Consider the following 13,038-nt stretch of genomic DNA (forward strand, 5'->3'; position numbering starts at 1 on the left):
CTCAGACCCTGGTGTCAGACCAGTCCTGCGGTCCGACATAGACTTTTTCCACCTTGCCGTTCTTGTCGATGACGAACACCGTCGGCAGACCGCGGAAACCGAGCTTGTTGGACAGGCCGGTCGGGCTCAGGGCGTCGTTGGGCGCGACAAACATCGGATGCTTGATGTTCTCCTCACGCTTGATCACACGCACGGTGCGGGCGGTCTCCTGGACCGGGTCCACGCCGAGCAGCTTGCCGCCGACCTGATCGGAATTCACGAACAGCAGCTGGGTGTCGCCCTTGCCGGTAAAGGCGTTCTGCAGCTTCTTCAACTCTTCCACGGACACGGGCACGGCGGAGATGAAGAACGCCAGCACGGTGCGCTTGCCCTTGATCAGCTTGCTGACATCGGTCTTGTTGCCGTTGGCATCGTAGATGTCCCAGTCGGTGGGGAACCGGTCTCCGGCCTGCACGCCTCTGGGGAACACTTCGCCGCCGACTTCGTCGGCCGTGGGGAAGTTTCCGTCGATGCTATCGGCCACTGCAGTGCCCGGAGCAGCGAGTGCGAGCATAAGTGCACCGGCCGCAGCCGAACACCCGACAGTCAGCCGACCGCCCCGGGCCGGATGTCTGGATGTTTTCATGTTGATTCCTCCTTCAGTTTCGATGTGTACTCACTTGAGTTGGCAGGAAGCTGCGTGCTGTCCGTCTGCAAAGCGAGAACTGGAACGACCCGGCGCACCTGCCGCCAATCCCTACACTCAAGTTCCATGCCAGACTTTGTCACAACGCTATCTGAATGATTTAACAGGAATGTCATAAACCACGCGGGATATCACCCATACCCTCGTTTCAGATTGAACCGAGGTGAAAACGCACTACGGGTTTCAGTAAGAAACACCCGCCGGGGAAGCGGGTGCAGAGGGGAATGGAACTTACATAAGCCGGACTTCAGTCTATCCGTCATTCCCGCGCAGGCGGGAATCCAGCATTTGCGGGTTCTGCCAGGCACTGGATCCCCGCCTGCGCGGGGATGACGCGGCTGAAGTAAGTGCCATTCGGTGCAGAGGGGGGGATTCAGGATCTGCTGCGCGAGGTGCCGCGCGGGCCGCGGCTGATATTGTACTGGCGCAGCTTGCGCCACAGGGTGGTGCGTCCGATGCCGAGGTTGCGTGCCACCTCGGTAAGGCTGTCGTAACGTTCCAGCGCCGCTTCGATTACCTGCTGCTCGTTCTCGGCCAGGCTCGTGGGCTGTTCCCTGCGCGCAGGCTCTTCAGCGGCGCGGCCGCTCTGCTGCAGCACTTCCTCGGGCAGGGCATCCAGATCGATCACGCCCGAATCGTCCGCGAACACGACCATCTGCTCCACCATGGTCTCGAGTTGCCTGACATTGCCGGGAAAGGCATAGCCCAGCAGCCGCTGCAGCGCCGCGTCTGACAGGCTCAGTCCGGAACGGCCGTAACGGGCGGCGTATTTATCCAGGAAATGCGTCAGCAGCTGCTCGATGTCCTCCACCCGGTCGCGCAGGGGCGGCAGGTTGATGTGATAGCCGTTGACCCGGTAATACAGGTCGGGCCTGAATTCACCGTTCTCGATCAGTATCGACAGGTCGCGGTTGGCCGCGGTGATCACACGGATATCGACCTTGCGCGGCTGATTGGTGCCCAGGCGGCGGATTTCACGGTCCTGCAGCACGCTCAGCAGCTTGGCCTGGATGGCCGGGGTCAGGGTATCGATCTCGTCGAGGAAGATGGTGCCGCCGTCGGCCTCCTCGAACAGGCCCTTGCGGGTCTCGCTGGCGCCGGTGAAGCTGCCCTTGGCATGCCCGAACAATTCACTCTCCAGCAGCTGCTCCGGCAGACTGGCGCAGTTGAGGCTGACGAAGGTCTTGCCGGCGCGCTGGCTGCGTTCGTGGATATAGCGTGCCAGCAGGCTCTTGCCGGTTCCGGTCTCGCCGGTGATGAGGATACTCAGTTCGGTGCCGGCAATCCGCTCGGTGCGGATCAGCACGCCGCGCATGACCGGGCTGTTGGCAATCAACCCGCCATCGGTCACGGCCGCCGCGCCGCCCGCCGGCCCGGCCTGGGCCAGGGCATGGGCCTGCTGGATCTTCTCCAGCACCTCGTCCTCATCGAAAGGCTTGGTCAGGTAATCGTAGGCACCCAGCCGCATCGCCTCGACCGCGCTTTCGATGCTGCCGTAGGCGGTGATCAGGATCACCGGCAGCTGCGGAAAGCGATTCTTGACCTCGCGCAGCAGATCGATACCGGACATGCCGTCCATGCGCAGATCACTGACGATGAGATCGTAGCCACCGTCCTTCAATGCCGTCAGGGCCTCTTCGCCGCTTGCCGCCTCCCCGGCCTGCATGCCGGCGTTCTTCAGCAGCAGGCCCAGGCTGCGGCGCGGACTGCGCTGATCATCGACCACCAGTACGCGCAGACTCATGATGCCAGCTCCCGGTCGACGGCCCGCGATTCAGCCACAGGGAAGCGCATGGCGAAGCAGGCCCCGGGCGGCCCCCAGATGCGCAGCCGGCCGCCCCATGCCTCCACGTGCTGCAGCACGATCGCCAGCCCCAGACCGGCGCCCTCGGAGCGCTGGCTGAAGAAAGGCTCGAAGATCTGCGTGCGTTTTTCGGGCGGGATACCCGGGCCGTCGTCGGCGACGGCCAGGAAGGCATGACTGCCATTCTGATTCAGGCGCACCCGCAGCCGGCCACTGCCGTGCATCGCCTGCACCGCGTTCAGCATCAGGTTCCACAGCACTTCCTGAAAACCGTCTGCATCGAATATCACCGGGGCATAGCCGCCTATGACCTCCTGCTCCACGCTCACCTTCATTTCCTCATGCTGAATGTGGCGCTCGATACGTTCGCATACCCGGGCGACCAGCCCGCCCAGATGGACACGGCTTGCGGCGCTCCGGGGCGAACGGCCGAAGCTCATGAAGTTGTGCGTCAGCCGGTCGAGGCGATGCACCTCGTCATCGATGATCTCGATGGCCGACCCGACGCTGTCGTTGCCGTCGTGGACGTTGCGGCGCAACACGGCCAGGCAGTTGTTGATGGCACTGAGCGGGTTGCGCACCTCGTGGGCCACGCTGGCCGCCATCTGGCCGAGCACGGCCAGCCGCTCGGCACGCAGGCGTTCCTGTTCCGAATGGCGCAGTTGCGCGTTGGTCTCCCTGAGCGCCTCGTAGGCGCGGGCGTTGACCAGTGCCACCCGCACCTGTTCGGCGAGCAGTTCGCCCTGTTCCAGGGTGGCGGTGCTGAACGGAATCCGCTCCCTGCGCATGATCAGCATCACTCCGATGAGCCGGCCGGCATCCAGCATGGGGAACAGTGCCACCGCACCCCATATGCAGCCGCTGGTGCCCAGCGGGAAGGGTGGCGGCTGATCCTCCGCCTCGGGCCTGACCAGGGCCAGGGGACGGCCGGCTTCGCGCAGTTGACGAAACAGTTCGCGGCCCGCCTCACTGGCGATCCACTCAGGCTGCGCGGGTGCCGCATCCTCCCCGGCTGCGTCCGGCATGCAGCGGCTGACCAGCTGCATCTCATCGGTCTGTTCGTCGGCAAGCAGCATGCCGGAGGCCTCGCTGGCCAGCATGTGCGCACTTTCACCGCATACCGCTTCCAGCACGCGGGGCAATTCCAGGGTCGAGCCCAGCATGGCCGTGACCCGCAGCAATGCGGCCCGGAAGGCGATGGCCTGGGTCCAGCGGTAATGCAGCAGGGCGTTGAACAGAATCGGACCGACCTCGGCGGCGACCACGTTGAGCTGCTCCACCCGCGCCGGTTCCGGGTGCCCGCCGGCGATCTCCAGACGCAGATAGCCGAACACCTCGTCATGGGCGCGCAGCGTCAGGCACATGCAGGCGCGGCCATCGGCGCTGCGGCTGCAGCTGTAGACCGTATGCTCGTCATTGCCCCCGACCGCCTGCACCAGCCGCACACAGGGCATGTGCTCGGCCCTGACACGCACGTTCCAGCGCAGGGTCTGACGCTGCAGGCCGCGCTGGAACTCCTCGACCTCGTCCTCGGCCACGCGCAGCACCAGCGAGTAGCGGCACTTGCCCACGAATTCGGACAGGGTGTTCTCGATCACCTCCAGGGTCTGATCCAGGCTGCGCGCCCCGATACTGGCGTTGACCATGGTGTTGCGCAGCCGCAGTTCCCGGTTCATGTCATCGAGCCTGTCGTGCGTGACCCGCAATTGACGGTTGATATTGTCCTGCACCACGCGCGCGCGCTGCACGGCGCGCAGCGACAGTACCAGGCCGGCGGCGATCACCACCAGGCTGCCCAGGTACAACCCGACCTTGACGAAATGCCAGGTCCACCAGGCCGAGTCCCACATCTGGGAGAAGCGGAACAGGTAGGCGCTCTCGGCGAACAACATCAGGATGGCGCCGATGACCAGGATCAGCCGCTGCCCGGTCCCCCGGTAATAGAGAAAGGCCAGCAGCGCGGCGAAGGCATACAGGATCCCGGAGAATTCATGGGCACGGTAGGCCCAGATGGAAAAGGTATAGAGGTTCTCCAGCGAGCCCACCGGCAGGATGATGTGATAGGCCAGTACCAGGCCGATCAGCAGCATCAGGGTGAAGGCCGCCTCGCGCGACAGCCACAGCGGCAGCCCCGGCAGGCGGTGCCTGCGATAATGCAGGACGGTACCCAGGCAGAACAGCACGCCGCCGAACAGGGTGGAGAGGGTGTGGGCGGAGACGAACAATCCCGGGTACACATCCGGCGGCGTGACCGCATGCACCACGTCCAGCAGCCCCATCACCAGGAAGCCGAGCGCGAACAGCAGCAGCGTGCGTTCGCGTTTGTGCCGCGACAGAGCCAGAACCAGCCCGGCGATCAGCAGGGCCATGATGCCGCAGAACAGTTCGATGACCGCATGCATGCGGACATCGATCAGGTACTCCGGCACCAGCAGGGTGCCGGAGTCCAGTCCGTGCAGCAGCAGCGGCATGGCCACCAGCGCCACCACCCAGGCATAGAGCAGCCACTGCTGCCAGCGCGCGGCGCCGGCGTCGCGCGCCTCGCCGGCACTGAGCGTCGGTAGAAGGTTCATTCCAGCCTGTGGATTCGTCTGCATGGGGTTCTGAGGGCAGGTTCAGCCTTTCAGCATACACCCTCAGCCCCGGCCGGCGTAAGCCAGGCGTCCCGGCCAGCGTCGCAGCGCCCAGGCATAAACCGACGGTAAAACCAGCAGATTCAACAGGGTGGAACTTATCATGCCGCCCAGCAGGACGATCGCCAGGGGCCGCTGCAACTCCTTGCCGGTGGGATCGCCGATCAGGAAGGGGATCACCGCCAGCGCCGTGGTCAGGGCGGTCATCAGGATCGGCAGCATGCGGTCCAGCGCCCCCTGCATGGCCAGGGCCTCCGGCGTCGAGCCATCCTGCTCGCGGGCGATGCGCTGGTAGCGCGTCACCAGCAGGATGCTGTTGCGGGTGGCGATGCCCAGCAGGGCGATCAGCCCCAGCAGCGAGGAGACGTTGAGGTTCTCGCCGGTGACGACCAGGGCGAACACGCCACCGATCAGGGCGAACGGCAGATTGGTCAGGATCAGGCCGACCAGGGTGGTGTTGCGGAAGGCGCGCAGCAGCACCGCGATCACCAGCACCACCGCCACGGCCCCGGAGATCATCAGGTCGCGGGTGGCGCGCTGCTGGCCTTCCCAGTCGCCGCCGTACTCGATGGAGTAACCCGGCGGCAGCGTCATCTGCTCCGCCACCCGCTCGCGCACCTCTCCGACCACGGCGTTCAGGTCACGCCCGTCGACATTCCACTGCACCACTGCCCGGCGGGCGCCGCCGTCGCGGTTGATCATGTAGGGCTCGCGCACCGGCACCACCTCGGCCACGGCCTCCAGCGGCACCACGGCGTCGCTCGATGCCTGCAGGGGCAGCCGGCCCAGATCCTCCATGCTGTCACGGGCATCGGCCTCGATGCGCACGAACAGATCATAGGTGCGGTCATGCTCCTGCACCTGCGAGACCGCCACACCGTTGAGCGCCTCGCCGACCTGGCGCACCACCTCGCCCGGCGTGAGGCCGTAGGCGGCGGCCGCGTCGCGGTCCACGCGCAGGTCCACGCCGGGCACGGTCACCATCGGCTCGGACTGCAGGTCGACCACGCCCTCGACGCCTTCCACCGCCCCGTGCAGTTCCTGCTGCAGATGGGCGAGCATGTTCAGGTCCGGGCCGAAGATCTTGACCACCATCTGGGCGCGCACGCCGGACATGATCTCCTGCATGCGGTGGGTGATGAACTGGGAGACGTTCATCGAGGCGCCGGGAATGGTCCGGAGCTGTTCGCGGATCGCGTCCATCACCGCCGGCACGTCCTCCACCTCCGGCTTGAGGGTGACGTCGAACTCGCTGAAGTTGACCGGCTGGGCGTCCTCGTCCAGGCGCGAGCGGCCGGCGCGCTGGGCGATGCTCTTCACCTCGGGCATGGCGCCGACCAGGTTGTTCACCTGACGGCCGATGCGCAGGCTCTCCTCCAGCGAAGTGCCCGGCATCAGGGTCATGGCGATGACGATATTGCCCTCGTGAAAGCCGGGGATGAAGGAGCGCCCGAGCGACAGGATCAGCACCAGGCTCAGGCCGAAGGCGACGATCGCGCCGCCGAACATCAGCCGCGGCACGGCCAGGGTGCGCTGCAGCAGCCCCTGGTAGCGGGCCTGCAGCCAGCGGGAGAAACCGCCCAGCCTGGCCTGCTGCTCGGCCTGGCGGCCGCCGAAGAACCAGGAGCACAGCACCGGCACCAGGGTCAGCGCCACCAGCAGCGAGCCGGCCACGGCGGCCAGGTAGGCGATGGCCAGCGGCGCGAACACCCGGCCCTCGATGTCGCTGAGGAAGAACACCGGCATGAAGGCGATCACGATGATGAAGGTGGCGAAGACCACCGAGTTGCGGATCTCGCTGGAGCCCTCGAACACGATATCCAGCAGCGGCCGCGGCTGCCGTGCCTGGCGGTTCTCGCGCAGCCGCCGCAGGATGTTCTCCACGTCGATGATGGCGTCGTCGACCACCTCGCCGATGGCGAACACCAGTCCGCCCAGCGTGAGGGCATTGAGGCCCACGTCCAGCAGCCACAGCACCAGGATGCCCATCATCAGCGAGGTGGGGATGGCGATGAGACTGATGACGGTCGGGCGCCAGCGCACCAGGAACAGGAACAGCACCAGGGCCACGATGATGGCCGCGTGCAGCAGCGCTTCCTCCAGGTTGTCGATGGAGCGCTCGATGAAGCTGGCCTGACGGAACACGTCGGGGACCAGTTCCACGCCCTCCGGCAGGGTGGCGGCCAGCTCGTCCAGGGTCTGCTCCACCCGCTGGGTGGTGGCCAGGGTATCGCTGCCCCAGAGCTTGGAGACGGTGCCGATCACGGCCGGGCCGCCGTACATCTGGCCGTCGCCGCGCTTGATCTCGCCGCCGAAACGCACCTCGGCCACGTCGCCGAGGGTCAGCGGGCTGTTGCCCGGCAGGCCCAGGCTGCTGCGGGCGATGTCCTGCAGCGAGCGCACCCGGCCCTCACTGCGCAGGAAGTATTCCTCCTCCGGGGTCGGGTACAGGAAGGCGCCCGGCGCGACCCGGTTGGCCGCGCGCGCGGCATCGACCACCTGGCTGAAGGGCAGGCCCAGCCGCATCAGGGCGTCGGGGTCGACCTGCACCTGATACTGCTTGACTTCGCCGCCGACCGCGACCACCGAGGCCACGCCCTCCTGCGCCAGCAGCCGGTTGCGGAACTCCCAGTCCACCAGGCTGCGCAACTCATAGCTGCGGTCCTCGCCGGACCAGTCGATCAGAGCGAACTTGAGCAGCCAGCTGATGGCGGAGGTCACCGGCATCAGCTCCGGCTCCTGCACACTCGCCGGCAGGGTGCCGCGCGCCAGCTGCAGGCGCTCCTGGGCCAGCACCCGGGCGTTGTAGATGTCCACGTCGGGGTCGAACACGATGGTGATGCGCGACAGCCCGATGGAGGAGTTGGAACGGATCTGGTCGACATTGGGCATGCCCTGCAGCGCCACCTCCAGCGGCCGGGTGACCAGCAGTTCCACGTCCTGCGCGGCGAAGCCCGGGGCCTCGGTCTGAATCTGCACCTGCGGCGGGGCGAATTCGGGGAACACATCCACCACCATACGGCTCAGGGCGAACAGCGATGCCACCGCCAGCACGATATACAGCAGGACGACGACGACCCGATTGCGCAGCGCCCCGGAAATGATCCAGTCGAACATCTTGCCTCCTCGCTCAGTGATGGTGGTCGTCGGTCGGGACGCCGGCGCGCTGCAGCCGGTAGGCGCCTTCCAGCGCCATCTTGCCGTGGGTCACGACGCGGGCGCCGGCCTCCAGGCCGTCCACCGGGACCCAGTCGCCGACTGCCGGCCCCGGCTCCACGCTGCGGCGCTCATACCGGCCGGGCTCCAGTTCCACGAACACGACCGACTCGAAGCCCTGGCGCATCAGGGCCGCGCGCGGCAGCCAGGTCTCTTCCCAGCGCGGCACCAGCAACTCGACCTGCAGCGGCTGGCCGGGGAACAGCCCCGCGCGCGCCTCGAGCCTGGTCATGAGCCGCACCAGCTGGCGCTGCGGATCCAGCGAGGGCGAAACCGCCTCCACCGCCTCCTCGACCAGGCTGCCGTCCGGCAACTGCACCTGCAGCCGGGCATCGCCGGGCCGCACGCCGGCGGCGGCATCGGGGAAGATCAGGGTTTCCAGCCACAGGGAGCGGGCATCCGGCACGATGCGGGCCAGTGCCTGACCCATCACCACGAAGTTGGCCATGTTGCGGTCGCCGGCGTTGAGCAGCTCGCCCGGCTGCACCAGGACCTCGGTGATGATGCCGTCATCCGGCGCCCGGATCGTGATGCCCTCCAGCGGGATACCGGTCTGCTCCAGCGCGAAGATCTCCTCCTCGGTCAGCCCCCACCAGCGCAGGTTCTCGCGCGCGTCCTCCATGTAGTTGCCAAGCCGGCCCTCGCCTTCCAGGATCGCGAGCTTCTCGTCGTTGCCCAGCAGGGCGACATAGGCCTTCTGGGTGAGCACGAACTCCGGGCTCTGGATCTGGGCGATGGGATCGCCCTCGCTGACCCGGCTGCCGGGACGCACATGGATCTCGATCACCTGGCCGCTGATGAAGGAATTGATGTCGTGGGTGGAATTGGCCGGGGTGACCACCGTGCCGATGCCGGCGCGCCGGTCCTGCAGTTCGCGCTGTTCGACATCGGCAACGCGGATCAGGCTGCTGTCGACCTCGATGGCGCCGGGCGCGGCCGGCTGCTCGGCGTGATCATGTTCGTCCTGCTCGGCGAATCCGGTGGCGTCCGAATGGGCCTGAGCCAGGCCCGGCAGTGTCAGGGCGACGGCGAATATCAGGGCTTCAATGCGCATGTCCGGCCTCCTCCTGCTGCGTCTGTTCGGGCTGCAGGGACACGCTGAGCCGCTGGCCGTCGCGCAGCCCCAGCAGGCGCGCACTGGCCAGCGGCTCCAGACGCACGGTGCGCCGCAACCCCGTGCCGCCCACCATGGGCACCACCTCGGAGACACTGGCCTCCAGCGGCGGCGCCGATGGCGACGGATACACCCAGGCGGCATCGCCGGTCGAGAGCCGCGCAGCCACTTCCAGCGGCAGCTCGACGTCGATCGTCACCGCCTGGTCGCTGGCGATACGCATCAGGGTGGTGCCGCTGAGATTGAACAGACCGGCCTGGGCGCCGGGGTTGACCACCTGCCCCTCGGTGACATTGACGTCCAGCAGGTAGCCGTCGCGCGGCGCCTTCACCCGCAGCCGCTTGACCGGTTCACGCTCCTGCTCGAGCCTCTCGATATCCTCGGGATACAGGCCGCGCCACTGCAGGTTCATGCGGCCCTCGATCAGCTTCTCCTCGGCAGTCACACTGATCTCGCGGATGTACTCCATGTTGGCGTAGGTCTCGGCGTAGGAACGCTGCACCGTTTCCAGTTCGGCGCTTTCGTACTCCGCCAGCACCTCGCCCGCACGCACGGGGCGGCCGATGTAGAGGTCATGCAGATCGGTGATCCTGGCATTGACCTTGAGCACCACGCCGGCGATCTCGCGCGGATCGACCCGCACCTGCGCGGCGTAACGCCGCGGCCCCTGCGACTCGGCCCCGCCGCCGAAGCGCGACATCTCGTCGGCAAAGCCGCTGGCGTCGCTGTGCGCATACACACCTGCCGCCATCCACCAGAACAGCAGCAATACCCGTGTGACAAAGCCTGTTGCAGACATATTCGCTCCCGGACCCGTGTTCCCAGTTGCACGCCTTACCTGTATTCAGGCGATAGCAACATGCATGCCACGGGATAAACAGCGCAATTACGGGAAATAACTGTTTCAGCACAGCGGAGCGTTTCAATTTTTCGTTTCGTTCTGAAACGCAGGCCTGCATTCGTCGGCAGATACACGCACAAGTTCGCGTATTTTCACCCCCGGGCACACTGGCACAGGCATTGCTCATGCCCCGTCACGATTTCGATTACCACCCCACCGAAAAACACCAAATCGAGAGGAATGGACAACATGGCCGATAAGAACAACATCCACCGACTGCTATCCCTGGCCGGAACCGGCATCCTCATGGCCGCCGGCACCGCCGCAGCCGGGCCGCAGCCGCAGGCCACAGGCCTGACAGAGGCAATCACCCAGGGCAGCGTCTATGGCCAGATTCGCCCGCGTTATGAATACGTCGATGAACAGAGTCTGAGCAAGAACGCCAATGCCTTCACCCTGCGCACCCGGCTGGGTTATCGCACCGCCAACCTGAACGGTTTCGAGGGTCAGCTGGAATTCGAGGACGTCAGAAGCCTGGGCAGCGAGAAGTTCAACAGCACCACCAACGGCAAGGCGCGTTATCCCCTGGTGTCCGATCCGGAATCCACCGAGGTCAACCAGGCCATCCTGGCCTATACCGGAATTGCCGACACCCGGCTGCAACTCGGCCGTCAATACATCAGCCTCGACAACGAGCGCTGGGTGGGTCCGGTCGGATGGCGCCAGAACTCGGTGACCATGGATGCGTTCAGCCTGACCAACCAGTCACTGACCGGGCTGGAGGTGTTCTATGCCTACGTGGACAATGTCAATCGACTGTTCGGCGAGAAACACCCGACCATGGATGACTGGGACATGGACAGCCACATCGTCCACCTCGCCTATAGCAGCCTGCCGTACGTCAAGCTCGTGGGCTACGGCTACTTCCTGGAGTTCGAGGACCAGGCCAGCCAGGCACTGTCCACCCGTACCCTGGGCGGGCGCTTGAGCGGTGGCTATCCGCTGAACGATGACCTGAAGTTGCTGTACGCCGCCGAATACGCTGAACAGGACGACTACGCCGACGGCCGGACGCGTGACGCCGAGTACTACTGGCTGAGCGCGGGCGTGAATTTCAATGGTGTCACGGTAAAGGTCAGCCAGGAGCAGCTGAGCGGCAACGGCACCTACAGCCTCACCACGCCGCTGGCAACAGTGCATGCACACAACGGCTGGGCCGACCAGTTCCTGGCCAGCGCCCTCTCCGCCAACGGCGTGCCCGACGGCCTGATTGACACCCGGGTGCATATCAGCGGGAAACTCGCCGGGATCAAGCTGGTCGCCAGGTATCACGACTACTCCAGCGACAACGACGACTATGACTACGGCACGGAGTGGAACCTGCTCGCGGTCAAGCCGATCAGCAAGCAGCTGAAGGTGGTCGCCAAGTACGCGGACTACTCGGCCGACGACAACGCCACCAACAGCGCGCGCAACCCGGTGCAGAGCACCGATACGCGCAAGTTCATGCTGATGGGCGACTTCATGTTCTGAGGTCCGAACCGGAGACAACCGCACCCCTCGCCCCTGTGTGGGGCTCTTTGCAGGGTGGGAACCCGAACCTCCCTCTCCCTGCCTTATCCCCTCCCGTCCTCCGGGAGGGGATTTTTTTGTGCGCCTCTGACGGCCACGCAGGATCCGGGCCTCCGCCTGTCCCCGGCCCAGCCAGAACCACCAGATGAAGAAGACGATCAGCCCGGCACCGGCCAGGTTCACCAGCAGGTCGGTCATGCCTTCACCCCCCCGCCGCCGCAACCGCCTCACTCCGGTCACACGCGCGTGATCGATTTGACTTTGTACAGATCCTGAAGGTTGGCGTCACAGCCATGGTGGTTGCTCAAAAGCAGGGAGAACAGCCATATCAACTGTCAGCTTCCGTTATACCTGAAGCCGCAAGCCCGCTCACCTGTTCCGAACCAACATACATACGCCTGCAGATGTTCCATCTGGAAACAGGATCGGTGCCGGTATGGCGGAACAGCCGGGTTATTCGTGCACCACTCATCACTGGCACAGATGTTGCTATTAGCCAAACACTTCGCAGAAGGAGGCATACCGCAGTGCAGACAGAAGCCGGCTCATTTCCGACATCCCTCCACAGGAGTGGACGCATATTGCGCCGAGCGATGCGTGATATTCGTGACTCTGCGGCACGACTGCTTTGGGCGACACTGCTGGGTGCAACTACAGTCACCACTGCTGTCGCCCAGGAAACGCCCGGCACAGGCATTCAGGTCACACAGCTGGCATACAGCGCCACGATGGACGATGATATCACCTCCGTTAAGGACAGTTTCGTCTCCGCCCTGGAGGGACGCAACTACACCATCGTCAATATCCTTGACGTTCAGCGGGCACTCGAAAACCGCGGCATTGAGGCCGAACCAATTGTGCTCGTTGAATTCATCAACCTTTCCAAGGCCTACCTGGTCACAAGATCGGACAAACGCTTCGAGCTGTTCGCACCGCTGCGCGCGGCCATATTCGGGGAGCAGGACGGGGTAAGGCTGCTCATCCTGCGTCCGAAGTTCATCGGCGATACGCTTGGCCAAGAGCATCTCTCCGATCCCGCGCGCGCAGTATTGAAAGAGTTCGACCGGGATCTGCGCGATGTGGCCGAAACGGTCCGGAACGGAGGATTCTGACCTTCGTTCACAGGGGATTCACGGCATCTGCCGACACTGCCCCTGAAGCACGGCGACTCAG

8 protein-coding genes are annotated in these 13,038 nt (G+C 65.2%); 2 read left to right on the top strand and 6 right to left on the bottom strand.

The genetic code is table 11. The features are described 5' to 3' along the window. Position 1: 1 nt before the first annotated feature. The 6 genes from COW1_RS11100 to COW1_RS11125 all read right to left on the bottom strand — a co-directional run bounded on the left by COW1_RS11100 (position 2) and on the right by COW1_RS11125 (position 10,251). Positions 2–625, bottom strand: coding sequence for a redoxin family protein (locus COW1_RS11100; protein WP_201344231.1), 624 nt, complete (start codon positions 623–625; stop codon positions 2–4). Between the two features lie 433 nt (positions 626–1,058). Continuing rightward, positions 1,059–2,429 (bottom strand): sigma-54 dependent transcriptional regulator, encoded by a 1,371-nt coding sequence (locus COW1_RS11105; RefSeq protein WP_201344232.1) that lies wholly within the window; start codon positions 2,427–2,429, stop codon positions 1,059–1,061. Beyond that, positions 2,426–5,062 (bottom strand): ATP-binding protein, encoded by a 2,637-nt coding sequence (locus tag COW1_RS11110; RefSeq protein ID WP_201344233.1) that lies wholly within the window; start codon positions 5,060–5,062, stop codon positions 2,426–2,428. Before COW1_RS11110 ends, COW1_RS11105 begins: the two co-directional genes overlap by 4 nt. A 63-nt stretch (positions 5,063–5,125) precedes the next feature. Further along, entirely contained in the window at positions 5,126–8,239 is a 3,114-nt protein-coding gene (locus COW1_RS11115; RefSeq protein ID WP_201344234.1) for an efflux RND transporter permease subunit, read from the bottom strand. A gap of 13 nt (positions 8,240–8,252) precedes the next feature. Next, entirely contained in the window at positions 8,253–9,392 is a 1,140-nt protein-coding gene (locus COW1_RS11120) for an efflux RND transporter periplasmic adaptor subunit (protein WP_201344235.1), read from the bottom strand. After that, positions 9,382–10,251, bottom strand: coding sequence for an efflux RND transporter periplasmic adaptor subunit (locus COW1_RS11125; RefSeq protein WP_201344236.1), 870 nt, complete (start codon positions 10,249–10,251; stop codon positions 9,382–9,384). The genes COW1_RS11120 and COW1_RS11125 overlap by 11 nt, the downstream gene beginning before the upstream one ends. Before the next feature lie 291 nt (positions 10,252–10,542). On the opposite strand from COW1_RS11125, the gene COW1_RS11130 reads away from it, so the two are divergent. After that, positions 10,543–11,826: a hypothetical protein gene (locus COW1_RS11130; RefSeq protein ID WP_201344237.1), complete on the top strand. Its 1,284-nt coding sequence runs from the start codon at positions 10,543–10,545 to the stop codon at positions 11,824–11,826. A 566-nt stretch (positions 11,827–12,392) separates the two neighbouring features. Further along, on the top strand, positions 12,393–12,977 hold the full coding sequence (locus tag COW1_RS11135) for a DUF302 domain-containing protein (RefSeq protein WP_201344238.1): 585 nt from the start codon (positions 12,393–12,395) through the stop codon (positions 12,975–12,977). Positions 12,978–13,038 lie beyond the last annotated feature (61 nt).

Source organism: Thiohalobacter sp. COW1 (assembly GCF_016629505.1).
Taxonomy (GTDB): Bacteria; Pseudomonadota; Gammaproteobacteria; order Thiohalobacterales; family Thiohalobacteraceae; genus Thiohalobacter; species Thiohalobacter thiocyanaticus_A.

Bases quoted from the DNA above. Each gene is read 5' to 3' on its own strand.
- COW1_RS11115 (WP_201344234.1), bottom strand. From the start codon at position 8,239: ATGTTCGACTGGATCATTTCCGGGGCGCTGCGCAATCGGGTCGTCGTC.
- COW1_RS11130 (WP_201344237.1), top strand. From the start codon at position 10,543: ATGGCCGATAAGAACAACATCCACCGACTGCTATCCCTGGCCGGAACC.
- COW1_RS11125 (WP_201344236.1), bottom strand. From the start codon at position 10,251: ATGTCTGCAACAGGCTTTGTCACACGGGTATTGCTGCTGTTCTGGTGG.
- COW1_RS11100 (WP_201344231.1), bottom strand. From the start codon at position 625: ATGAAAACATCCAGACATCCGGCCCGGGGCGGTCGGCTGACTGTCGGG.
- COW1_RS11120 (WP_201344235.1), bottom strand. From the start codon at position 9,392: ATGCGCATTGAAGCCCTGATATTCGCCGTCGCCCTGACACTGCCGGGC.
- COW1_RS11110 (WP_201344233.1), bottom strand. From the start codon at position 5,062: ATGAACCTTCTACCGACGCTCAGTGCCGGCGAGGCGCGCGACGCCGGC.
- COW1_RS11105 (WP_201344232.1), bottom strand. From the start codon at position 2,429: ATGAGTCTGCGCGTACTGGTGGTCGATGATCAGCGCAGTCCGCGCCGC.